Source organism: Saccharopolyspora pogona, from assembly GCF_014697215.1.
In the GTDB taxonomy this organism is placed as follows: domain Bacteria; phylum Actinomycetota; class Actinomycetes; order Mycobacteriales; family Pseudonocardiaceae; genus Saccharopolyspora; species Saccharopolyspora hattusasensis.
Genome location: NZ_CP031142.1, coordinates 3,880,090 through 3,900,370 on the forward strand (window position 1 = coordinate 3,880,090; position 20,281 = coordinate 3,900,370).

Annotated in this window: 28 protein-coding genes and 3 pseudogenes; 16 read left to right on the forward strand and 15 right to left on the reverse strand. The window is 66.6% G+C overall.

What is annotated here, in order from left to right; genetic code table 11:
* Positions 1 to 119: 119 nt before the first annotated feature.
* Together DL519_RS17390 and DL519_RS17395 are read left to right on the forward strand one after the other, a co-directional pair.
* Complete coding sequence (locus DL519_RS17390; protein ID WP_223839154.1) at positions 120 to 902, forward strand: phytoene/squalene synthase family protein; 783 nt, start codon at positions 120 to 122, stop codon at positions 900 to 902.
* Between the two features lie 18 nt (positions 903 to 920).
* On the forward strand, positions 921 to 1,898 hold the full coding sequence (locus DL519_RS17395; RefSeq protein WP_190816333.1) for a polyprenyl synthetase family protein: 978 nt from the start codon (positions 921 to 923) through the stop codon (positions 1,896 to 1,898).
* Positions 1,899 to 2,168: 270 nt separating this feature from the next.
* Here the strand turns inward: DL519_RS17395 and DL519_RS17400 are convergent, their stop codons facing one another.
* The gene (locus tag DL519_RS17400; protein WP_317891376.1) at positions 2,169 to 2,480 is read right to left on the reverse strand and encodes a sigma-70 family RNA polymerase sigma factor family protein; all 312 of its coding nucleotides are present in this window, start codon (positions 2,478 to 2,480) and stop codon (positions 2,169 to 2,171) included.
* 278 nt (positions 2,481 to 2,758) lie between these two features.
* Here DL519_RS17400 and DL519_RS17405 point away from each other — a divergent pair, with 278 nt between their 5' ends.
* From DL519_RS17405 to DL519_RS17420, 4 genes are all read left to right on the forward strand, one after another.
* Positions 2,759 to 3,247 carry a hypothetical protein gene (locus tag DL519_RS17405; RefSeq protein ID WP_190816335.1) on the forward strand — a complete coding sequence of 163 codons (489 nt, stop codon included), beginning with the start codon at positions 2,759 to 2,761 and terminating at the stop codon, positions 3,245 to 3,247.
* Positions 3,248 to 3,364: 117 nt separating this feature from the next.
* Positions 3,365 to 3,676: a Ku family protein gene (locus DL519_RS17410; RefSeq protein WP_190816337.1), complete on the forward strand. Its 312-nt coding sequence runs from the start codon at positions 3,365 to 3,367 to the stop codon at positions 3,674 to 3,676.
* Between the two features lie 83 nt (positions 3,677 to 3,759).
* On the forward strand, positions 3,760 to 4,197 hold the full coding sequence (locus DL519_RS17415) for a VOC family protein (RefSeq protein ID WP_190816339.1): 438 nt from the start codon (positions 3,760 to 3,762) through the stop codon (positions 4,195 to 4,197).
* Positions 4,198 to 4,251: 54 nt separating this feature from the next.
* On the forward strand, positions 4,252 to 4,599 hold the full coding sequence (locus DL519_RS17420; RefSeq protein WP_223839155.1) for a transposase family protein: 348 nt from the start codon (positions 4,252 to 4,254) through the stop codon (positions 4,597 to 4,599).
* Between the two features lie 135 nt (positions 4,600 to 4,734).
* Here DL519_RS17420 and DL519_RS17425 read toward each other — a convergent pair whose 3' ends face one another.
* Positions 4,735 to 5,139, reverse strand: a complete 405-nt coding sequence (locus DL519_RS17425) for a hypothetical protein (protein ID WP_190816341.1) — start codon at positions 5,137 to 5,139, stop codon at positions 4,735 to 4,737.
* Here DL519_RS17425 and DL519_RS17430 point away from each other — a divergent pair.
* On the forward strand, positions 5,138 to 5,503 hold the full coding sequence (locus tag DL519_RS17430) for a hypothetical protein (RefSeq protein ID WP_190824624.1): 366 nt from the start codon (positions 5,138 to 5,140) through the stop codon (positions 5,501 to 5,503). The two genes, DL519_RS17425 and DL519_RS17430, sit on opposite strands and share 2 nt — an antisense overlap.
* Before the next feature lie 35 nt (positions 5,504 to 5,538).
* On the opposite strand, the gene DL519_RS17435 is transcribed toward DL519_RS17430, so the two are convergent.
* On the reverse strand, positions 5,539 to 5,724 hold the full coding sequence (locus tag DL519_RS17435) for a site-specific integrase (protein ID WP_223839156.1): 186 nt from the start codon (positions 5,722 to 5,724) through the stop codon (positions 5,539 to 5,541).
* Positions 5,725 to 5,894: 170 nt separating this feature from the next.
* Positions 5,895 to 6,383 (reverse strand): hypothetical protein, encoded by a 489-nt coding sequence (locus DL519_RS17440; RefSeq protein WP_190816335.1) that lies wholly within the window; start codon positions 6,381 to 6,383, stop codon positions 5,895 to 5,897.
* Between the two features lie 278 nt (positions 6,384 to 6,661).
* Here DL519_RS17440 and DL519_RS17445 point away from each other — a divergent pair, with 278 nt between their 5' ends.
* Positions 6,662 to 6,973, forward strand: coding sequence for a sigma-70 family RNA polymerase sigma factor family protein (locus DL519_RS17445; RefSeq protein ID WP_317891376.1), 312 nt, complete (start codon positions 6,662 to 6,664; stop codon positions 6,971 to 6,973).
* 144 nt (positions 6,974 to 7,117) lie between these two features.
* Positions 7,118 to 7,462, forward strand: a complete 345-nt coding sequence (locus tag DL519_RS17450) for an MFS transporter (protein ID WP_190816343.1) — start codon at positions 7,118 to 7,120, stop codon at positions 7,460 to 7,462.
* Positions 7,463 to 7,554: 92 nt separating this feature from the next.
* On the opposite strand, the pseudogene DL519_RS17455 reads toward DL519_RS17450, so the two are convergent.
* A pseudogene (locus DL519_RS17455) lies at positions 7,555 to 7,759 on the reverse strand (IS21 family transposase); the annotation flags it as partial.
* Positions 7,734 to 8,003 carry a hypothetical protein gene (locus tag DL519_RS46685; RefSeq protein ID WP_223839157.1) on the reverse strand — a complete coding sequence of 90 codons (270 nt, stop codon included), beginning with the start codon at positions 8,001 to 8,003 and terminating at the stop codon, positions 7,734 to 7,736. The pseudogene DL519_RS17455 and the gene DL519_RS46685, both read right to left, overlap by 26 nt.
* Before the next feature lie 173 nt (positions 8,004 to 8,176).
* On the opposite strand from DL519_RS46685, the gene DL519_RS17465 reads away from it, so the two are divergent.
* On the forward strand, positions 8,177 to 9,679 hold the full coding sequence (locus tag DL519_RS17465; protein ID WP_190816345.1) for a helix-turn-helix domain-containing protein: 1,503 nt from the start codon (positions 8,177 to 8,179) through the stop codon (positions 9,677 to 9,679).
* Between the two features lie 1,270 nt (positions 9,680 to 10,949).
* Here DL519_RS17465 and DL519_RS17470 read toward each other — a convergent pair.
* From DL519_RS17470 to DL519_RS17500, 7 genes are all read right to left on the reverse strand, one after another.
* Positions 10,950 to 11,744: an acetoin reductase gene (locus DL519_RS17470; protein WP_190816347.1), complete on the reverse strand. Its 795-nt coding sequence runs from the start codon at positions 11,742 to 11,744 to the stop codon at positions 10,950 to 10,952.
* A 32-nt stretch (positions 11,745 to 11,776) separates the two neighbouring features.
* Complete coding sequence (locus DL519_RS17475) at positions 11,777 to 12,109, reverse strand: putative quinol monooxygenase (RefSeq protein ID WP_190816349.1); 333 nt, start codon at positions 12,107 to 12,109, stop codon at positions 11,777 to 11,779.
* A 141-nt stretch (positions 12,110 to 12,250) separates the two neighbouring features.
* Positions 12,251 to 12,988, reverse strand: a complete 738-nt coding sequence (locus tag DL519_RS17480; RefSeq protein WP_190816351.1) for an MIP/aquaporin family protein — start codon at positions 12,986 to 12,988, stop codon at positions 12,251 to 12,253.
* Between the two features lie 7 nt (positions 12,989 to 12,995).
* Positions 12,996 to 13,637 carry an iron-containing alcohol dehydrogenase gene (locus DL519_RS17485; RefSeq protein ID WP_190816353.1) on the reverse strand — a complete coding sequence of 214 codons (642 nt, stop codon included), beginning with the start codon at positions 13,635 to 13,637 and terminating at the stop codon, positions 12,996 to 12,998.
* Positions 13,638 to 13,678: 41 nt separating this feature from the next.
* Entirely contained in the window at positions 13,679 to 14,704 is a 1,026-nt protein-coding gene (locus DL519_RS17490) for an NAD(P)-dependent alcohol dehydrogenase (protein WP_190816354.1), read from the reverse strand.
* Positions 14,701 to 15,420 (reverse strand): iron-sulfur cluster assembly protein, encoded by a 720-nt coding sequence (locus DL519_RS17495; RefSeq protein WP_190816356.1) that lies wholly within the window; start codon positions 15,418 to 15,420, stop codon positions 14,701 to 14,703. Before DL519_RS17495 ends, DL519_RS17490 begins: the two co-directional genes overlap by 4 nt.
* 1 nt (position 15,421) lies before the next feature.
* Positions 15,422 to 16,420 carry an amidohydrolase family protein gene (locus DL519_RS17500; protein WP_190816358.1) on the reverse strand — a complete coding sequence of 333 codons (999 nt, stop codon included), beginning with the start codon at positions 16,418 to 16,420 and terminating at the stop codon, positions 15,422 to 15,424.
* 182 nt (positions 16,421 to 16,602) lie between these two features.
* Here DL519_RS17500 and DL519_RS17505 point away from each other — a divergent pair, with 182 nt between their 5' ends.
* The 6 genes and pseudogenes from DL519_RS17505 (at position 16,603) to DL519_RS46695 (ending at position 19,646) form a co-directional block, all read left to right on the forward strand.
* Positions 16,603 to 16,956, forward strand: a complete 354-nt coding sequence (locus DL519_RS17505) for a hypothetical protein (protein ID WP_190816360.1) — start codon at positions 16,603 to 16,605, stop codon at positions 16,954 to 16,956.
* A gap of 140 nt (positions 16,957 to 17,096) precedes the next feature.
* Positions 17,097 to 17,309: a hypothetical protein gene (locus DL519_RS17510; RefSeq protein ID WP_190816362.1), complete on the forward strand. Its 213-nt coding sequence runs from the start codon at positions 17,097 to 17,099 to the stop codon at positions 17,307 to 17,309.
* 106 nt (positions 17,310 to 17,415) lie between these two features.
* Complete coding sequence (locus DL519_RS17515) at positions 17,416 to 18,411, forward strand: hypothetical protein (protein WP_190816364.1); 996 nt, start codon at positions 17,416 to 17,418, stop codon at positions 18,409 to 18,411.
* A gap of 168 nt (positions 18,412 to 18,579) precedes the next feature.
* Positions 18,580 to 18,885, forward strand: a pseudogene (locus tag DL519_RS50105) (phage integrase central domain-containing protein); the annotation flags it as partial.
* A 188-nt stretch (positions 18,886 to 19,073) separates the two neighbouring features.
* Positions 19,074 to 19,268, forward strand: a complete 195-nt coding sequence (locus DL519_RS46690; RefSeq protein ID WP_223840474.1) for a hypothetical protein — start codon at positions 19,074 to 19,076, stop codon at positions 19,266 to 19,268.
* Positions 19,269 to 19,289: 21 nt separating this feature from the next.
* On the forward strand, positions 19,290 to 19,646 hold the full coding sequence (locus tag DL519_RS46695; protein ID WP_223840475.1) for a hypothetical protein: 357 nt from the start codon (positions 19,290 to 19,292) through the stop codon (positions 19,644 to 19,646).
* A gap of 30 nt (positions 19,647 to 19,676) precedes the next feature.
* Here the strand turns inward: DL519_RS46695 and DL519_RS50725 are convergent.
* Together DL519_RS50725 and DL519_RS17525 are read right to left on the reverse strand one after the other, a co-directional pair.
* Positions 19,677 to 19,799 (reverse strand): annotated as a pseudogene (locus tag DL519_RS50725) (winged helix-turn-helix domain-containing protein); the annotation flags it as partial.
* Between the two features lie 35 nt (positions 19,800 to 19,834).
* Positions 19,835 to 20,125, reverse strand: coding sequence for a helix-turn-helix domain-containing protein (locus DL519_RS17525; RefSeq protein ID WP_190816368.1), 291 nt, complete (start codon positions 20,123 to 20,125; stop codon positions 19,835 to 19,837).
* Positions 20,126 to 20,281 lie beyond the last annotated feature (156 nt).

The following is a 20,281-nucleotide window of genomic DNA, read 5'->3' on the forward strand; positions in this document are numbered from 1 at the left end:
AGATGCTGGTAAGGCGATGGCTGGACGCGGCGGGTATCACTAATCCCGTCCTTCGGCACTGCTACACGGTGTGCGCGCGCGAGGTATCCGGTCTCGGCGAGGTGCCCGACAGAGGGGTCATGCTGCTGCGTGCCATGCCCGCAGCGGCGCGGCCTCACATGGCGGCACTTGTGGCACACGGTTGCCGTGCCGATGTCTGTGCGGACAGCGGGCCGATCGAGGACCGTCAGCGCCGCCTCGCCGAATTCGCGGAGGCCACCTGGGCGGCATTAGCCGCCGGCGGCTCTGAGGACCCCGTCCTGCATGCCACGGTGCACACCTACCGGACTTTCGGCATGCCGCTGTCCTCGATCGAGGACATGTTCACCGCGATGCGGCGCGACGTCGACTTCCGCGACTTCGCCACCTACGCGGAACTGTGCCAGTGGGCCAGGCAGATGACCGGCAGCGCGGGTTTCGCAGGCATGTGGGTCGTGGCCGGCCCCGAAGTCACGGAAGCGGAGTCGCTGTTTGGTGAGGTCAGTGAACTTTGCCAGTTGTCCGACGTGCTGTGCGACCTCTCAGAAGACCTCGACGACGGCCGCCTCTACCTCCCGCTGGAGGATCTCGACCGGTTCGGCGTAGACCCGGATGACGTCAAGGCCACACGCTGGACACCGGCCATGGGCGACCTCCTCGCGTTCGAGGCCGCGCGCGTCACCGACCGGTTCCCCGCCCTGGCCGCTGAACTGGACCACACCCTCATCGGCCCCCTGATCCACGCACTGGACGAGCATTACAGGCTGCTCGTGGCCAGCGTGCTGGCCGCAGGTCAGGACGTGCTACACCGGCCGGTCCAACCACCCGTGGGCGAGTTCCTCAACGTGTGGCGCCCTTTCCTGCGCGCCGCCATCCCCTGCTGACCATCGAAAGGACGTGTCATGTCCATCGCTGTGACCCAAGCCGGCCACACACACATTCCCCACCTGGAGGCCGAGTTGCTGCGCTGGGTGGGCAGCGGCGAGAGCCTGATTGAGGTGGCCTGCCTGGACGCCCTGTTCCCCCCGGGCAAGCTCCTGCGCCCCATCCTGTGCATAGAGTCGGCGAAAGCCGTCGGTGGTGACGTGGAGCAGGTGCTGGCGTTCGCTGCCGGCATCGAATGCCTGCACGTCGCCAGCCTCGTCCACGACGACATCATCGACCAGGACCCGGTACGCCGCGGGCGGGCCACCACCGCCGAGCAGTACGGCCTCGCCGAGGCCGTGGCAGCCGGCGACGGACTGTCGATGGCCGGACTCGCGGCCATGCTCAGCGGCGGCCCCGCCGCTGAGCGCGTACTGGACGCGGCACGGATAGCCGTCGAGGCCGCGCGACGCATGTGCCACGGCCTCATGCGCGAAACCGAACTCCGCGGCGACCTGACCTGCGGGTTACCGACCGTACTGAACGTGATCCACGACAAGACCGCCGCGCTGATCGCCGCCGCCTGCCAGGCCGGTGCCATCCTGGCCGGAGCGACCCCTGAGCAGAGCCAGGCCCTACGCCAGTACGGCGAACAACTCGGCATGGCATTCCAGATCCGTGACGACCTGCTCCCCTACACCGCCGAGGACCAGGTCACCGGTAAGACAGCTATCAGCGACGTCGCCAACCTGCAGCCCACCCTGCCCGTTCTGCTCGCCTACGAAGCCGCCGACGACGCCGACCGCGACCGCCTGACCACCATATTCCGCGGCGGCATCGATCCCGTCACCGCGCACCGAGACATCCTCGCCGTGATGACACGCACCGGCGCTGTCGCCAAGGCAGCCCAGATGGCATCCTCCAGCGCCGAACAAGCACGCGCCGCACTCACCGGCCTGCCGGACGCCACGCGACTCGCCGAACTGGCCACAACAGCAGCCGACCGCCAGCGCTGACAGAGCGCCTGTCACGTACCTGACTGCTCACGGGGACCGAGACAGCACCGAGGCGGCCGGACCAGCTGTCTTTGTGATCCACCTCCGTGCCGGGACACGCCCACGCCGAACTACCGATCAGCGCATGAGCGGATGTTGGAACAAGGTCCGTTCGGATTGTCTGACTGGGTCGGATCAGCATCGTGCGGCAAACCTTGTTACGCCGTCGCCGACAGCGACGTGCAGGTGGGGGTGCCGGTTGTGTTGCTTGGTTTCGAGGGGACCCGGTGCTCAGCGGCGCAGAGCGTTCTCCCGCTGAATATGCGTCAGCTTCTCGGGATTGCGCATGACGTAGAGCCCGGTGATAAGGCCGTCGTCGATGCGCACCGCCACGACGGTGTCGATCGCGCCGCCCCGCCGGAGAATCAGCGCCGGAGAGCCATTGACTTGTGCCAGCCGCAGCGTCGCTGCGGCCGGGACCCTGTCCAGCCCGGCGGCCAGCAGGCGGCCCACCTTGTCAGCCCCCACGATGGGCCGCAGGACGGCGCGGCGTACCCCGAATTGACGATCACAGCCCGCAGCAGGCACCGGAGTCTCAGTCACGGGGCATCTCCCTAAACCCCGCGAAGAACGGGCGATAGCACTCGGCTACTTCGCGGCTCGGGAAGCCAGACCTTCGGTCATGCCTGAACCGTGCGGTGGCGACGGCTGCGGCGCGACCCGGAACCGAGCAAGGCCGGTCCGACACGGCCAGCTGATCGCCGCAGTACGTACCTACAGATAGATACGCAGCGGGCTACGTAGTGCCACCGATGTCCGCGTATTCGGGACTAAAGACACTGATGTCAACCCGACAAAATAGACCAGTTCAAGGCAAAACCATGCTCCTCCTGTCCCATCCCGACCGAATCAAGCCGGATTCCCCGCGGCCCCGACGTCCGTTGCATCCCTCCCAGCCGAGCGCCGCGGAGGTACTACGGTACGGCGAGCGCTACGCGGACCTCCGTGACCGGCGCCTCGCACACACCTTGATCCTCGAGGATGCGGTGGAGGAGCGCGAGGAGATTTCGGCTCACGAGCGCATCACCTGCCACGTTCACCGTCGCTGGGCACACGAATGCATCGCCTCGCCGATGCACGTCATCCCCGTCACCGGGCACCGCTGGTGCCGCCGCTGCGAGGCCGAGGCATCCGTCGCGGTCGACGAGGTGACCGGATCGGTGACCGTGGTGTGCACGCGGTGCCGCCAGACCCCCGAGACCGCAGCGACCCGGCAGATCATCCGGACCTGCCGAGCCAGCCTGGCCGCTGCGCACGAAAGCCGCCGAGCCCGTGTGCAGGCGCAGAATTCCGCCTCGGCGGCGGCCTGAACGGCCTGCCCGGGGGCGGGTCATCGCCGATGGCAGTGGACTGGACGCTCGCCAAGATCACGATACGAACCCGCGAGCGGTTGGCGCTGCTACGCCCATTCCGGTCGGTGCTGTGCTGTGCACACGCTGCGGTGGTCGGACGAGGTCCGCGACCCCGCCGACGTCGTCAGCGAACCCGACGCCGCGAGCGAACCCAGCGAGGACGAACTGCAAGCCGCCACCGCGGTGATCACGGCGATGCAGGGGCAGTGGCGGCCCGACGATTACGAGGACGCCTACACCGCACGGGTCGAGCGACTGCTCGAGGAAAAGACCCAGGGCCGCCAGCTGGAGCCAGAGACCGCCCCGCCGGAGCCCACGCCCGTGACGGACCTCGAAACGGTGCTGCGCGAAAGCTTGGCCTCGGCCAAAACCCGCCGCAGCGGCTAGCTCCTGATTGCCCACCGGGCTTGTTCGATCGAGTCCCGGCTCGCCACCGGGACTAATCGGCCCGGCTCGGTAGCATGCAACACATGGCCATCAAACTTGAGAACGTCGGCATCGCCGTTCGCGACCTCGAAGCAACGATCTCCTTTTTCACCGACCTCGGTCTCACGGTCATCGGCCGTGACACGGTCAGTGGTGAGTGGACCGACACTGCCGTCGGCCTTGATGGCAACCACGCCAACATTGCGATGCTCCAGACGCCAGACGGTCACGGTCGCCTTGAGCTCTTCGAGTACATCCACCCCAAAGCGATCGAGTCAAAGCCCACTCGTCCCAACGAGATTGGCATGCACCGCGTCGCCTTTTCAGTCGACGACATCGACAAAGCCCTTGAGATAGCCGCGAAACACGGATGCCGTCCGCTTCGCGGCGTGGCCACCTATGAGGACATCTACAAGCTCACGTACGTCCGCGGTCCCAGCGGCATCATCGTGATGCTCGCCGAGGAGCTGAAGAAGAACTGACGTCCGACCGGTCCAATTAGGATGTGTTGCTAACCTCCTCGGGGCTGTAAGTCCGTGCAGACGGTGGAATACCAGCGCGAGCGGCGGCTGGCCAAGGCGCGTAACCCGGCGTTGCCCGATCCTCCGACGGAGCCAAATCAGTTGTGGCAGCTGGACTTTTCGGAGTTCGAGACCACAACCGGCGGGGTGTGGCGGATCGCCGGATGCGCGGACTATTTCTCGAAGTATGAATTCGGGTGGGATCTGGCTACCACCTGCAACGCCGGTGATGCCGTCACGGCCGTCGAGATCGCTATCGCCGAGGCCGAACGGCTCGCCAGCGGGGTTTCGTTGGTCGAGCAGCTCACCGATCCGGTCACGGGGAAACTCGGGCAGGATCAAGCTGGTCACCGACAACAGTGACGCGTTCAAGGGATCGCGGTTCGCGGCGTTCATCGCGTCCCGGTCCGAGCTGCTGCACATCCGTACCCGGCGCAGCAGTCCCGGCCAGAACGGGGTCCGAGAGCGGGCGTTCGGGTCACTGAAGTACGAGCACCTCTACCGGCATTGAGCCTGGATGAACGGGTCCAGTTCCTTGCCCAGCTGGAGGCTGACGAGAAGGCCGTTCGTTGGGACCTTCCAGACCTGATGCGCTTCATGCTCGCGACCGGCGTGCGTGTCGGTGAGGCTCTCGCGGTGTTCTGGTAGGAGGTCGATTTTGACCAGGCGGTGGTTCATGTGGATCACAACGTTGTCAGGGGTCACCTGCCGGCGGCTTGCGCCCGCTGCGCGACCCGGCAACCCCGGGAGGAGGACGAGGGCGACGTGGAGCGGCTCGTGGGTGCCGGTGTCGCCCGCACCGGATTGAGTGGCACCACGAGGGGCGTGCGCGGGAATTTCCGCGCACTGTTCGACCCTGAACCGCCCCACTGCCGCCGGAACTGCTGGCACGGTGTGGATCATGCCCGAACCACTCCCGGACTCGCCGCCGCCACGGAAGAAGCTCGACCTCACGCAGCTGCTCACGCTGGGCGCGGTGCTGGTCAGCCTCGTGTTTGCCATCCCGCAGGCCATCACCGCGCAGGCCACGCTGGAAGCCACCCGCAGCGAAAGCAGCAATCTCCAGCAACAGCAGATCACCGAGCGGTTCAGTACTGCCATCGAGCAGCTTGGTTCGGACAAACTCCAGATCCGGCTGGGCGGGATCTACGCCTTGGAACGCATCGCCCATGACTCCGACCACCACCCTCAGCGGCGCCAGCCTCCGCGGCGCCCGCCTCGACGGGGTGGATGGTTGGGAGACCGTCCAGGGGCGCCCCCGGCGTGAGGACCGAGCCGTAGCGGCCCTGGCCACAGTGCCCGCTACCGGCGGCTGTCGCCGGGTGCCAGCAGGTTGATGACCTTGGCCAGCGCCTGGTCGGAGGGTGTGAAGTAGCAGCGGACGTTCTCCGGCTTCTTGTGCCGGGACTTCGCCATCAGCAGCAACAGGCTGGCACCGGCCTCGCCAAGGTGGGTCAATGCGGAATGCGGAATTCGTGCAGGTCCCACCCCCGTTCCTGGGCCGCGTATGGCCGTGTAGGCATCGAGCGGGGCGCGGGCCTGGCGGTAGGCTAACCGGGCCAGCAGAGCCGGGTTGATCGCGGTGCGGGTCCCGTGCGGTCATTCGGCGCCGGTGATGGTGGTCATGACCTGGGTGGGTAGGGCGTCGAGCTGAGCGTTCAGGCCGCCGCCGAGGCGGAATTCTGCGCCTGCACACGGGCTCGGCGGCTTTCGTGCGCAGCGGCCAGGCTGGCTCGGCAGGTCCGGATGATCTGCCGGGTCGCTGCGGTCTCGGGGGTCTGGCGGCACCGCGTGCACACCACGGTCACCGATCCGGTCACCTCGTCGACCGCGACGGATGCCTCGGCCTCGCAGCGGCGGCACCAGCGGTGCCCGGTGACGGGGATGACGTGCATCGGCGAGGCGATGCATTCGTGTGCCCAGCGACGGTGAACGTGGCAGGTGATGCGCTCGTGAGCCGAAATCTCCTCGCGCTCCTCCACCGCATCCTCGAGGATCAAGGTGTGTGCGAGGCGCCGGTCACGGAGGTCCGCGTAGCGCTCGCCGTACCGTAGTACCTCCGCGGCGCTCGGCTGGGAGGGATGCAACGGACGTCGGGGCCGCGGGGAATCCGGCTTGATTCGGTCGGGATGGGACAGGAGGAGCATGGTTTTGCCTTGAACTGGTCTATTTTGTCGGGTTGACATCAGTGTCTTTAGTCCCGAATACGCGGACATCGGTGGCACTACGTAGCCCGCTGCGTATCTATCTGTAGGTACGTACTGCGGCGATCAGCTGGCCGTGTCGGACCGGCCTTGCTCGGTTCCGAGTCGCGCCGCAGCCGTCGCCACCGCACGGTTCAGGCATGACCGAAGGTCTGGCTTCCCGAGCCGCGAAGTAGCCGAGTGCTATCGCCCGTTCTTCGCGGGGTTTAGGGAGATGCCCCGTGACTGAGACTCCGGTGCCTGCTGCGGGCTGTGATCGTCAATTCGGGGTACGCCGCGCCGTCCTGCGGCCCATCGTGGGGGCTGACAAGGTGGGCCGCCTGCTGGCCGCCGGGCTGGACAGGGTCCCGGCCGCAGCGACGCTGCGGCTGGCACAAGTCAATGGCTCTCCGGCGCTGATTCTCCGGCGGGGCGGCGCGATCGACACCGTCGTGGCGGTGCGCATCGACGACGGCCTTATCACCGGGCTCTACGTCATGCGCAATCCCGAGAAGCTGACGCATATTCAGCGGGAGAACGCTCTGCGCCGCTGAGCACCGGGTCCCCTCGAAACCAAGCAACACAACCGGCACCCCCACCTGCACGTCGCTGTCGGCGACGGCGTAACAAGGTTTGCCGCACGATGCTGATCCGACCCAGTCAGACAATCCGAACGGACCTTGTTCCAACATCCGCTCATGCCGCTGATCGTCCCGAGCAACATCGTCGGCATCAGTGGCATGCTGCTCCCGAAACTGGCCCTAATCTGGAGCATCCTCCTCGGCCGCAGCACCGGAGGCGTGATCGTCTTCGCGCTCGCGATCTTCGGGATCCGTACCCACCACCACGGCCAAGCCGCGGCGCTGTCCGGCATGGCCCAATCCCTCGGCTACTTACTCGCAGCCCTCGGGCCCGCTGCCATCGGCGCCGTCCACGGCAGCAGCAACAACGGGTGGACAGAACCTCTGATCCTGCTCCTCGCCCTCCAGATCGTTCAGTTCATCTCCTCCTGGAACGCAGCCCGACCACGCCTCCTTGACTGACGCAACGCCCTAGGTCAGAGAATCCAACCGGCCGCGGATCGGCCAATCACCGCAACGGCATGCGGCGGCTGAGCACAGGCCTCCTGGTCGTTCGTGCGATACAGCTGCAACAACTCGCGGATCCGCGGCCCGACCGCGTCCACGATCGAGCCCTTGCGCGCCCGCTGGTACTTCGGCGGCCCCTCCGAAGCCAGCGCCGCCCGAACCGTGTTCCAGCACTCGAGCGATCGCCTTGATCGGCAACCCCTCTGACCTGTGCAAACGACGAATCTCAGCCCAATCTTCCACTGACAACACCACCCTTTTCCGCCCTTCCTGGCCCCAAACCAGGATCAGCGGACAAAGGGGTCAAAATTCGGATGTTCTCGCCGTAGCCGACCACGTGGTAGTCGCCGGCGCGGCGGAGCATGGGGACGCCGTCGCGGGTGGCGCCGCCTTCGCCGACGAAGTCGATGACTGCTTGAGCTGATTTCGGGACGTGCTCCCAAAGTGCGATGTGCGCGTCGACGATGAAGTAGTTCTCGTCGTCCTTGCGGTACATGTGCGCCCTCCCTGTACGTGGCGGCTGTCGCGTGTTGTGGCGCTAGGCACGGCGGCAGGTGTCAGGGAGTCCTCGAGTGTCTCAGTTTGAGACGCGCGGACTGATGAGGATCGGCGCATATGGCGTTACCGTTGCCGAGGTCGGCGCAACGCTGCGTCACGTGGAGGTCGGAAATGGACGAGCCCCAGCGCGCACCCCACGCGGACCTGGCAGGGTACCTCTCCTCGCCCGGCCGGGCCGCCGGAATCGCCCCGCGGCTGCGCGCCTCCTGGCGGCGCAGCGAGCGCTACGGGTTGTCGGTGGACGAGATGCGCCCGGCGTTCACCGGATCGGTGGACACCGACTCGCTGCTGTACGAATGCGGCCAGGAGGTGCTTCGCGGTCTGCAGGCGACACTGGCCAACGAACCGGTGAGCATGATGGTCACCGACAGCGACGGCCTCGTGCTGAGCAGGATGTCCGAGGACAGCTCGATCAACCGTTCACTCGACCGGGTGTATCTCGCCCCGGGGTTCTACTTCGCCGAACGCAACGCCGGGACGAACGGGCTGGGCCTCGCCCTGGCCGATCGCACTCCGTCGCTGGTGCGGGCGAACGAGCACTACTGCACCGGCCTGCGCGGCTACACCTGCGCCGCCGCGCCCGTCCTGGACCCGATCAACGGCGGGATCGCCGGGAGCATCAACCTCACCACCTGGTCGGACTCGTCGTCCGAACTCCTGCTGGCGCTCGCCCAGGCCGCGGCCGGGAACACCACCGCGCTGATGTTGGCGCGCGGCGCGGGGCGCAAGATCCGACCGATGCCGCGCGGCGAGGTGTTCCGGGTCTACGCCGACCGCTTCCAGCAGGCCAGCCCCACCTGCTCCGCGCTGTCGTCCACGTGGACCAATGCCGTCGCGCAGGCACGCACGGCGTTCCAGCAGGGGCTGCGCATCGCGGTCGTAGGCGAACCGGGCGCGGGCAAGACCGCTCTGGTATCCCTGGCCCGCCGGGAGCTGGCGCGGGAACGCATGCTCAGCGCACGACCTCCGGCACCAGAGGACATCGACGCGTGGCTGACGCTGTGGACTCCTGAACTGGGCAAGGACAACACCTGCATCATCGTCTCCGGCGTGGACACGCTCCCGGCTTGGGCCACGACCGAACTCGCCCGGCTGTTCAACTCGGTACGCCACCGAGCTGCCGACGGGCTGCAACCGTTCGTCATCACCGCCTGGACGGACTCCGCGATCCCGAAGGAGCTGCGCCCGCTGGTCGAGACCGTGGTGGCGGCACCCGCCCTGCGCTCCCGCCCGGACGACATCCTGCCGCTCGCCCGCCACTTCGTCCGCCAGGACCGGGGCCGCGCCGCGACCTTCACCTCGGCCGCGCAACGCGCGCTGGCCTCCTACGACTGGCCGGAAAACGTCCGCCAGCTGCGGAAGGTGATGCGCGACGCGGCGGCAAGCGCCACGACGATCGACCAGCACCACCTCCCGGCCGAGGTCTTCACCAGCCCAGGCCGCCCGCTCACCCGGCTCCAGACGGTCGAACGCGACGAGATCATCCGATGCCTGACTGAGCCTGGAACGACCGTGGCGCGGGCGGCGACCGAACTCGGCGTCGGCCGAGCGACGATCTACCGCAAGATGGCGCAATACCGCATCCGGATCCCCGAACAGACCACGAACCGCTAGCAGCAGCGACGACCAGCTGCCCCCGGTGCGCCGCAATTTCAATTGAAAATGGCGGGCTCGATCTCATTGAGCGTTTTGCAACCTCGGGGCCGGGTGCCTGCGTCTCTAAGTCGTGAGTGCCTGTGGTTGCCATGACGACCACAGACACTCACGACCCTGCGCATCCGAGACCTGGTCCTGACGCCGCGATCAGGATGAAAAGGCTCGTTGAAATTGCGGTCCGAACGCAGGGGGAGACGCGTGGTTGTCGCCAACCGCAGGCCCAATCGATCGGGCTGCAACCCCTTGCAAGTATTGCTCTGGGAGATCGCAGCGCGTCTGCTTGTGGATGTCCACGATGTGATGTGGGTTACACGTCGCGGGTGTTCGCCGCTGTGGGAGGCGGTCGTGGAGCAGTGCGGCTCGGGCAACGGTCACCAACGCCGAGGGTCGGTCGCGGCGCGGCACCGGGGCGCGACGGTTGGGTGATCGTCAACTCCCTCTTCGGCCGGGGCATCCGGCGCGTGGTGGCGCAGGCGTCGGTGTTCCCGAACGCGGAAAAAGCCAACGTGGCGCTGCGGATGGTGGCCGCCGCCGGGGCGCTCGGCCTCGACCGCGTACTGATGTCCACCGATGACTTCGGGAGGTCAAGTTCACCCTCTACTACAGGCACTTCGAGGGCGACCACAGACCTACCAGGGCGTCGAGGTCGCCCGCGCCCAGGAGCAGCCAAACTGCCTGAAGACCTTCCGCGCCCGCGTCACCGCCACCGGCGAGCTCACCGAGGCGCAGCTCGACGAGATCGACCGCGAGGTGGCGGCCCTGACGACGAGTCGGTCGATGAGGCGCTGGCGGCGCCGAAACCCACCCTCGACGACTGGAAACCGACGTCTACATCTCCTACTGACCGGGAAGGTTCTCATGGCACGCAGCATCAGCTATCGGGAAGCGCCCAACGAGGCCCTCGCGCAGGCATGGAACGCGACAGCAGCGTCGTCGTCCTCGGCGAGGACAACGACGGCTGCGCGGGCGCCCCCCGGCCAGCAGGACGCCTTGGGCGCGGGGCCCTCGGGTCAACCAAGGGGCTCTACGACCGCTTCCCCGGGCCCGTCCTGATGCTGGTTCCAGGGGCATGACACCGCCTCCTCGTAGGCGAGACCTGGTGATCGATCGTGTAGACCGCTCCGATCAGGTGGCAAGGAATTGCCCGCACATCACCGATGCGTCCCAGGCCGACCGGGGCGCGGGCTTGTCGGCGACGCTGCCTCGACAAGCCCGCGGCCGACGTTGCTCAGGAGAACTGGATGCCGCCGTCGATCATCACGGACTGCCCGGTCATGTAGTCGGAGTCCGGGGAGGCCAGGTAGGACACGAAGCCCGCCACGTCCTCCGGCACCGACACCCGGCCGAGGTGGATCAGCTCCGAGTACTTCTCGATGGCCGCGCCCTTGCGGAGGCCCTCGTTCTCGGCGAGTTTCTCGTCGATGTAGTCCCACATCGCGGTGCCGACGATCCCTGGGCAGTAGGCGTTCACGGTGATGCCGTGATGCGCCCATTCCATCGCGGCGGCTTGGGTCAGCCCGCGAACCGCCCACTTGGAGGCCGAGTACGGGCCGAGCAGCGGGAACGGCCGGTACGCCACGATCGAGGCCGCCCCGATGATCTTGCCGCCAGTTCCCTGCTTAATCATCTGCCTGGCGGCCTCCGTGTAGCAGAGGTACACGCCGCGGAGGTTGATCGACATTAGGTGGTCGAACTCCTCGGGCGTGCTTTCCAACAGCGGTTTCACGTTGGCGATCCCGGCGTTGGCGACCATGACGTTGAGCTGCCCGAGCTCAGCGGCCACATGCTCCACCATGGACCGCACCGCGTCCGGTGCGGACACATCGGCCACGACCGTCGTTGCCCGCCGGCCGGTCGCCGCGATCTCGTCGGCGACACCCTTGAGCTGGTCGGTGTTGGCCTCGATGTCGTTGACCGCGACGTCCAGACCGTCAGCGGCCAGCCGCAGCGCGATGCCCTTGCCGATGCCTCGCGCGGCACCGGTGACCAGTGCGACGCGCGGTGACTTATCTTGTGCGGACATTGCTTCCTCCTATCGGTAGTGGATTGCGGAGTTCAGGATTTCTCGGACACGGCCATCTCGCCGAGCAAGGACCAGTCGTTCTGCTGCACCGTCGTGTTGATGATTCGCGGAGTCTCCGCGAGGTAGGCGGGCAGCGTCCGCTGCGCGGTCATGAAGTGCTCGGAGTTGACGTGCGCGGCGCCGGCCTCGTCGTTGCGGAACGCTTCGACAAGCACGTATTCGTTGGGGTCCGCGACGCTGCGGGACCAGTCGTACCAGAGGCATCCCACTTCGCCGCGGGTCGCTTCGGTGAAGTCCCGAGCGATTTCGGGCCACTGATCGGCGTACTCAGACAGGATGCGGAACTTCGCGGTAATGAAGATCATGATGCTCCTTGACTGACTTGTCGTCTTGATGACCGACGGGCCCGCCATTTCGGGTCTCTGGTGGGGACCTGTGGACTCAGCCGGGATGAGGATCGCGCGACCGCAGTTCCGGCCCGCATTCGAGATCACCCAGCAAACGAGTCAGGTCAGCGGTAGGCCCCAGGCGAAGGCACCCGCGAGGACGGCCCCGAAGATGGGACCGGCTACCGGAATCCACGAGTAGCTCCAGTCCGCCGAGCCTTTAATGGGCAGCAGGGCGTAGGCGATGCGTGGGCCGAGGTCGCGGGCTGGGTTGATCGCGTAACCGGTCGGACCGCCGAGCGAGTTACCGATGCCGATGACGACGAACATCACGGCCGCGTAGCCGAGGGCGGCGTTGCCGAAGTGCGGCACTCCCTGGGGCCCAGGGTGCGCCGACGGGGTGAGGATGATCCACAGCACCAGCACGAAGGTGCCGATGATCTCGGTGAGAAGGTTCCACGGCGCGTTCCGGACAGTCGGTCCGGTGCAGAAGATCCCGCGGGTGTTCTCGGGGTCGTCGTGGGTGTCGAACTGCAACTTGTATGCGGCCCAGCACGCTACGGCACCCAAGGTGGCGCCGACCATCTGGCCGGCGATGTAAACCGGCACCTGACTCCATGGGACCTGGCCGTTTACAGCGAGGCCGATGGTGACCGCCGGGTTGATGTGCGCGCTGGACGGAGCGGCGATGCTGGCGGCAATGAACACCGCGGCGCCCCAGCCGAAGTTGATCAGAAGCCAGCCACCGTTGTAGCCGAGGGAGTTGCGCAGGGTCACGTTCGCGACGACACCGCATCCCAGCAGGGTCAGCATCGCTGTGCCCAGTAACTCCCAGACGAAGATCTGACCGGCACTCATTTCAACATCACCTCAGTACCGTGCCGCGTATGGCACTGGGCTTGGCAGCTTCGCGGCTTCGCGGACCTGCAGGGAGAACCGGTCGAGGGACGCCAGCGCACTGGCGACATCGTCGCTGGTGACGTCGAACGGCATCGAGTGGATGGTCTCGCCTTCCACCGTCGACGCGGCTGCGACGGTGCGCAGCCGTCAACACGAGGTCCGGGTTGCGGGGGAAGAACCGGTATTCCTCGAATTCGCCGTTCTCGGTGTAAATGACTGACAGCGCGCTGCAGGGTGCATCCGTCGACGCGACCGTCGGACAGTTGGCCCAGCGAATACCGGCCAGGAAGCCGGCGGCCTTGACCGCGTCAATGGTGCTCCCACCACCCACCGCCACGACGATGTCAGCGCCGGCCCGCTTGATGGCATCGACGAGACGGTCCACCTCACGATCGCTGGTGATGCCGTTGAACTTCTCGCGCACCAGCGGCAGGCCCGCTTTCCGAAGCGATGATTCGACGTCGTGCCCGACGAATCCCCAAACCAGGTCATCCGCCACGAAAAGCGGTGACGAGCCAAGCTGCTCGAGGTACTCCCCGACGCGGTGGAGAGCGCCTTTGCCCTGCACATAACGGCCTGGGCTGATCATTATTCGCAAGCGTTCCATTGCGGCTCCCGGTGCGTGCGTTTCCTGTCGTTTCTGCTGGGTCAGGGCGTGAGGATGGCGCGGCCGCGGATGCGCCCGGCGTCGAGGTCGTCGAGGGCGTCCTGGAAGTTCTCCAGGGGGTACTTGCTGGTGTGCAGCCGGACCCGACCTTGTGCGGCGAGGACCATCAGCTCGCACAGGTCGTTGTAGGAGCCGACGAGGTTGCCGACGAAATTGATCTCGGTGGAGATGATGTCGATGGTGGGCACATCGATGTTCTCGCCGTAGCCGACCACGTGGTAGTCGCCGGCGCGGCGGAGCATGCGGACGCCGTCGCGGGTGGCGCCGCCTTCGCCGACGAAGTCGATGACGGCTTCCGCGCCGTGTCCGCCGGTCAGGTCGAGCACGTCCTGGACGTGGTCGCCGTCGGCGACGACGCCGTGGTCGGCTCCGATGGACACGGCGAGCTTCACCGCGTCCGGGTTGCGGTCGACGACGATGAGTTCGGCCGGGGTTAGGGCTTTCAGCACCTGAATCCCGATGTGCCCGAGCCCGCCCGCGCCGATCACCACGCAGCGGTCGCCGGGCCGCAGGGAGCGGGCGGCTTTGGCGGCGGCGTGGTAGGCGGTCAGGCCCGCGTCGGCTAGCGCCGCGACGTCGGCGGGTTCGAGGCAATCGTCGATGCGGACGACGCTGCGGGCCGAGGTCCTGAGGTATTCGGCGTATCCGCCGGCGGTGTCGATGCCGGGGAACAGCGACTGCTCGCAGTGCACGTCGTCGCCGAACCGGCACGCGCGGCAGAGACCGCAGGTGATCAGCGGATGCACGATCACCTTCTCGCCCTCGGCGACGTTGGTGACGGCGCTGCCGACCGCGTGCACCCAGCCCGCGTTCTCGTGCCCGATCGTGTAGGGCAGCGCGACCCCGGTCTTCTCGGCCCACTGACCTTCGAGGATGTGGATGTCAGTCCGGCACACCCCGGCGCCACCTATCCGGACGATCACATCGTAGGGGCCGGTGACTTCTGGGGTGGGGACTTCGGTCAGACGGAGCGGCTGGTCGTAGCCGACGACCTGGACTGCCTTCATGATGCGTTCTCCTTCAACTGGTCGGTGGCCGACTCCGGGTACCGGGTGCGCAGCAGGCCGCGGCAGAAGTGCGCGTTGCCCTCGATCGAGATCCGGATCGCGCGGGCGAAGCGCAGGCGCAGTGGCACTTCCTCGCGCGAGCACGGGTTGCCGTGGTCGTTGACGAGCACTTGAGCCGAAGGGGCGATGCTCAGGCCGAGGGCGTGCCGCCGCTGCAGCAACGACCTCGTCGTGGGCACGTCGGGGAGATCAGCGATCGTGACCTCGTGCAGATCCTCCTCGGTGAGCTCGGGACTCTCCTTGAGCAGGAGGCCCAGCGAGCGTTCCATTGCCGCAGCGTGCGCCTTGCGGCGGAACGTCAGGCGCAGCTGCTCGAGGTCGTCCTCGGCCTCGTGCGGGAACGTGCCTCGGTAGCCGGCGTCCGCGGCGAGCCCGCAGTTGATCAGCTCCGAGTCGTGGTGGTCGTCGAGCACCACGACGACGTCGGTGACATCCGGCAGCGCCCGGAGCACGTCCTTGGCATCGGATGCCATCAGGTAGGCGAAGTTCGGGGCGCAGAACGACGTCGGCAGCCGGAGGTGCGCGGTGACCACCCCGTCGGCCGTCGCCTGCAGCGACCGCACGAAACCGAGGTCGGTGATCGGTTCGTCCAGTTCGGGATCGAAAACCGCGTCCAGCGCCTTCCGCGCCGCCCGCTCCAGCAGTTCCGGGCGCATCTCAGGCCACCGCCTGCTCGGCGAGGCCGAGGCCTTCCGGGACCTCGATACCGTACATGGCCGCCGCGTTAAGTCCCAGGATCTTCTTCTTCTGCGACACGGTGATCGGCGCGTACTCGGTCATGTCGGCCGGGATCTGGAAGTCCACGAACCGCTCCACCAACCACTTCGGCGTCCACAGCGCGTAGTCGCTGGAGAACTGGATCCGGTCCTCGTCCAGCCAGTAGAGCAGTTCGCCGATGATCTGCGCGAAATACCGCGGCCGGGTGTGGATGAACGGCATCGCCACGGCCAGCCCGGCGTGCACGTTCGGCTCCTGCGTCGCGATCCAGCAGAAGTCCTCCAGCCGCGGCAGACCGCAGTGCTCGACGACGAAGTTCAGCTCCGGGAAGTCCGTTGCGGCCTTGTCGACGTCGGCAACGTCGAAGGCGTCGCGGTCCAGCGGCCGGATCGTCGGTCCTTTGTGGATGTGGATATTGCGGATGCCCAGTTCCTGGCAGGCCTCCAGGTAGCGGTAGGTCCACGGGTCGTCCAGCCGGTAACCGCGGGAGTCGCCCTGCCACTCGGCGGTGTAGAGCTTGACGCCCTTGAGCGAGAACCGCTCGGCGTCGCGCCGAAGCTGGTCGAGTCCGGCCTGCTCGAAGCGCGGGTCCCAGCAGTGGTTGTAGGTCAGCTTGTCGGGATACCGCTGGGCGAGCGCGAAAGCTTCCTCGGTCTGCCCGAAACCGTTGCGGTAGAACGCGCCGAGGTGCGCGGGCTGGAAGATCGCATGGTCGACGTATCCGTCGGTGAACAGGTCGCGCATCAGGCGCTCGCCGCCGTAGTAGAGGTACTCCTCGTACGACCAGAGCTCCGACTCCGGGCTCAGGTTGCGGTGGTAGTCGTAGAAGCAGTCGATGAACTGCTTGCCGTGGATGTTGAGCTGGTTTTCGGGACGCGCGTCCCAAAGCGCGATGTGCGCGTCGACGATGAAGTAGTTCTCGCCGTCCTTGCGGTACATGTGCACCCTCCCCGTACGTCGCGGCTGTGGCACGTCGGATCGGAACGCTAGACACGACGGCAGGTGTCAGGGAGTCCTCGGATGTCTCAGTTTGAGACGCGCCCTCTTTGTCAGGTTGCTGTGAGACACCCCGAGTGAGTCCGGGGTCCTGAGCGAGGGCGGGATCGGAGATCCTTGAACACGTGTCCACACCACCTGGCAAGCAGCCCCGGCCGTCCACCCCGGAGGCCAACCAGGCCGACCCCGCACCGCGTCCCACGCGGCGAGTGTTCAGCGCGGAGTACAAGCTGGCGATCGTCGCTGAGTATGGCGTCGCCGGGAACCGGGTCGATCGCAAGACCGGCGCAAGCGGGTTCTCCGGCCGGGACGCCGGGTTGGACGAACAGCGCGTTGTTCACGTGGTGTGCTCCAGGATCTGGGCGGGAATAGACAGGTGTTGGCCGTCCGCTTCGGCGATCAGGCGGGCCGTGGTGATCTGCTCCGTCGTGAACTTCGGGGTGATGGCGGTGGTGATCCGGTCGAAGGCCAGCCCGTAAGCTCGCGGCTTGTATGGCTGCAGACGATCTCCAGCCCTCGACGGCGGAGGTGTTCAGGGGCCGCGAGCGACGCATCGTCCTCGCCTTGTCCCCACCCAAACGCCTCGCCGTTCGCGCGCGCGAAGGGAACCGGTTGTCCGGTGGCGATCTGGGGCTGCCTGGAATGCTCGAACGCGGTCTACACCACTCGGCACCTGCCCAGCCTGCTTGCCTTCACCGGTTTCCTCGACGCCCAGCGCGAGGAGTTGTCCGAGGCCGAGTGGCGCGCCCGCCGCTCCTCGCTGCTGGCGGCGGGCGTTGCCCCCTTTCCACCAGCGGGCGCTGATATTTCGTTGACGTGCTCCGTTCGCTGACCTGACTTCTGATCGGCGTTGGGATTGATATCCAGGGCGAGGAGTATCTGGTCGGACAAGACCGTTGGGCCGGGAGTTGCGCGTCGTGGTGTCGGCTTGAAACGTTTTGCCCGAGCACCTGATCGCCGCGGCCGGGCAGCGGGGGCCTCGTTTTGGGGACGACGTGTGGGACATTCGGCCATTCATCCCCCGCACAACGCGCCACACCCGCGTTGACTTCACCACGCTGGACGATGAGATCGCGATCCGCACTGCGAAGGAGTATCTGCACTCGCGGCTGCGACGGGCGATCCCGGCCAGCCGCCTCAGCGGCCCCAGCACCACACCATTGAAGATCACCGCCTTGCCCCGCGAGTTCCTCCAGCTGCGGGTCATCATGCAGACGTTGACACGGCTGGGCGCGCCCCGCCTGGCCGACGTCACCCGCAACCAGCTGGAGATCGCGCTCGCAAAGTGGAAGGACCAGCCTTCGTGGGCGACCGGGCTGGTCGGCGTGCTCAAACGCCTGGCCGCGCACGGCCCATTCCTGTCCGCCGACCGGCTCGCCATCCACCCTTGGCCGGGACGCACCAGCGCCGCCGTGGTCGGCAGGACCCGGTCGGCGGAAAACGCCACCGACCGCATCCCCGAGCACGTCATCGGTCCGCTGATCAAGGCCGCGATCTTCTACGTCGAAACCGCTAGCCACGACATCCTCGCCGCCCAGCGTGAGATCGCCACGCTCACTGCCGCTCAAGGAAACCGGCAGCTGGGCCGCGGTGAGGCTGCTGAGGCCGTGGAGGCCTTCATCTCCCGGCGACGAGCAGCTGGCCGCGGAATCCCGGCCGCACAGCGCGACCACCTTCACCGATGCCGCGACGACACGGTGATCGACGGCATCGTCCAGACTCCGGGGCACGGAGTGATCGAGTTGCTCGCAGGGGTCGGCGACCTCGGCCGCGGGCAACATCGGCTACGAGAGGCCGCCGACGAACTCGGATACGAGGAGGGCCGCCTGGACACCCCGATCTCGCCCTGGCCGGAGACCGGACAGCCCTGGCGTCCACGCCTGGGACCGTGGGCTCTGACCAAAGAACTCACCCACCTTCGGCTTGAGTTTTAACCTTTGGGCTTGGGTGCCGGGGGTCCAGTTGATCACGAGTGCAGCCCTTGGTTGATCATTGCTCTCCGCGCGTACGACGGTAGCTTGGTGCCAATAAGGCGGCGCGACAAAACGAAGACCAAAGCCGAGAACAGACTCAAGGACGCACTCAAAGAAGCCACAGAAAACATGCTCCAGATCGAGATTAAGCCAACAACGCAGATCAACGCGATCGCCGAGTTGTGGTACGACGAGGTTAAGCGCGAGGCGACACTGGGTGACCGTTCCCCAGAAACCGTGCGACTGTACCGAAGTTATCTCGACAACTGGATCCTGCCCCATGTGGGCCAGCTCCGCGCGCTAGAACTGACAGTGAACGCGTGCGACCGCACCGTTAAACGCGCCCAGGACAAGAAAAGCTACGACACCGCGAAAACCGTCCGCGCTGCCCTCTCAGGAATGTGTGGCTACGCGGTACGGCACGGAGCGTTGAAGACCAACCCGGTCCCCATCGGCAGGCTAGTGCGCGGCGAGCAAAGGGAAGTCCGCGCACTGACCGCCAATCAACGCTCCGACCTGCTCGAAAAGCTGGAAGCGCTCGGAGCCAAGCGGGCCGTCGACTCGCGTGGACGCAGTCTCGGCCCACGGGCCCGGATCTGGTCCGATCTGATCTGGTTCGTGCCATGTTGTCTACAGGTGCCCGAATCGGCGAAGTCCTTGCCTTCACCGGAGGGGAGTTCGACGCAGACGGTCCGACCATCGCCGTCGACTACCACATCATCCGCGGCCAGGGCGTTGGGCTGGTCCGGCGAAAGCTCCGCAAGGAAACCAAGGCGGACTACTTCTCCGCGTACCGAATTCGTCGGTGCCCATGTTGACCCGCCGCGCTGCGGCCGCAGGTGCCGAAGGCCCCCTGTTCCTTCCGTGGCGGCTGGCTCGACCCCAGCAACGTCATCAACCGCATCAGCGGAGCCTTCGACGAATGCGGATACAGCTGGGTCACCAGCCACGTCTTCCGCAAAACCGTCGCCACCGTCCTCGACGAAGCAGGACTCCCCATCGGCGACGTCGCCAACCAACTCGGCAACACCCGCAAAATCGCCGAAAAACACTACATCGCCCGCAAAGTCTCCAACAAAAACGCCGCGAACGCCCTCGAAACGATCACGGTATTGGGTTCGAAGGACCCAATACCTGGCCGGCGCGCCAGAGCGCGTCCGCATTGTCGCTTTACTCCGGGTGGGCTCGATCGGTAGGGTGCGCGGCTGAGGGTGTTCGGCGTGGGCCGGTGCCGGACGTTGCCGGCTCCAGCCCAGCCGCTCACGCAGAATTGTCCAAGTCTGCGTCTGCGAACACCGAACCCCGGTCACTCGCTCGATCACCTCAGCCACCCGGGACAGAGTCCACATCTCAGTCGCAAACCCATGGGCACGTGCGCCTTTGGTCAACTCCGCCTCGACCTCGGCAAGCTGAGAACGGAGAGCTTGCGCATCCGCCCGGCACGACCAGCGCCCGCCAGCGCCTCCCGTCCACCCACAGACCACGCCCGATACCACTTCGACACGGTCTGCGCCGACACCCCCAACGCCGAGGCCACGTCGGCCTGCCGTCTGCCACGGTCGAACATCGCCGCCGCACGCATCCGGCGCTGCCGCAACGCGTCGAAATCCCGACCAGTAGCACCACGCTTTCCATCACGGGCCTGCTTGCCCGTCGACTGTGAAAGCTTCGACACCCCACGACCGTCCCATCACATAACCCAAAACAGACGCAACGACCCACCCTATTACCGAAAGATCATTAGTACGTCCCTACTCTGGTCGCGGCGGGGCCACGGTGGATGTCGAGTTCACAGACTACGAACCCGCTCCCCCGGCTGAGCGAGCGTCAG

What these genes read in the sequence shown, in the direction of transcription:
- DL519_RS17490 (WP_190816354.1), bottom strand. Translation starts at nt 14,704, where the DNA reads ATGAAGGCAGTCCAGGTCGTCGGCTACGACCAGCCGCTCCGTCTGACC.
- DL519_RS17470 (WP_190816347.1), bottom strand. Translation starts at nt 11,744, where the DNA reads ATGTCCGCACAAGATAAGTCACCGCGCGTCGCACTGGTCACCGGTGCC.
- DL519_RS17500 (WP_190816358.1), bottom strand. Translation starts at nt 16,420, where the DNA reads ATGTACCGCAAGGACGGCGAGAACTACTTCATCGTCGACGCGCACATC.
- DL519_RS17430 (WP_190824624.1), top strand. Translation starts at nt 5,138, where the DNA reads ATGCCCGAACCACTCCCGGACTCGCCGCCGCCACGGAAGAAGCTCGAC.
- DL519_RS17475 (WP_190816349.1), bottom strand. Translation starts at nt 12,109, where the DNA reads ATGATCTTCATTACCGCGAAGTTCCGCATCCTGTCTGAGTACGCCGAT.
- DL519_RS17480 (WP_190816351.1), bottom strand. Translation starts at nt 12,988, where the DNA reads ATGAGTGCCGGTCAGATCTTCGTCTGGGAGTTACTGGGCACAGCGATG.
- DL519_RS46690 (WP_223840474.1), top strand. Translation starts at nt 19,074, where the DNA reads ATGTTGTCTACAGGTGCCCGAATCGGCGAAGTCCTTGCCTTCACCGGA.
- DL519_RS17415 (WP_190816339.1), top strand. Translation starts at nt 3,760, where the DNA reads ATGGCCATCAAACTTGAGAACGTCGGCATCGCCGTTCGCGACCTCGAA.
- DL519_RS17390 (WP_223839154.1), top strand. Translation starts at nt 120, where the DNA reads ATGCTGCTGCGTGCCATGCCCGCAGCGGCGCGGCCTCACATGGCGGCA.
- DL519_RS17465 (WP_190816345.1), top strand. Translation starts at nt 8,177, where the DNA reads ATGGACGAGCCCCAGCGCGCACCCCACGCGGACCTGGCAGGGTACCTC.
- DL519_RS17450 (WP_190816343.1), top strand. Translation starts at nt 7,118, where the DNA reads ATGCCGCTGATCGTCCCGAGCAACATCGTCGGCATCAGTGGCATGCTG.
- DL519_RS17425 (WP_190816341.1), bottom strand. Translation starts at nt 5,139, where the DNA reads ATGATCCACACCGTGCCAGCAGTTCCGGCGGCAGTGGGGCGGTTCAGG.
- DL519_RS17485 (WP_190816353.1), bottom strand. Translation starts at nt 13,637, where the DNA reads ATGGAACGCTTGCGAATAATGATCAGCCCAGGCCGTTATGTGCAGGGC.
- DL519_RS17395 (WP_190816333.1), top strand. Translation starts at nt 921, where the DNA reads ATGTCCATCGCTGTGACCCAAGCCGGCCACACACACATTCCCCACCTG.
- DL519_RS46685 (WP_223839157.1), bottom strand. Translation starts at nt 8,003, where the DNA reads ATGTACCGCAAGGACGACGAGAACTACTTCATCGTCGACGCGCACATC.
- DL519_RS17440 (WP_190816335.1), bottom strand. Translation starts at nt 6,383, where the DNA reads ATGCTCCTCCTGTCCCATCCCGACCGAATCAAGCCGGATTCCCCGCGG.
- DL519_RS17405 (WP_190816335.1), top strand. Translation starts at nt 2,759, where the DNA reads ATGCTCCTCCTGTCCCATCCCGACCGAATCAAGCCGGATTCCCCGCGG.
- DL519_RS17495 (WP_190816356.1), bottom strand. Translation starts at nt 15,420, where the DNA reads ATGCGCCCGGAACTGCTGGAGCGGGCGGCGCGGAAGGCGCTGGACGCG.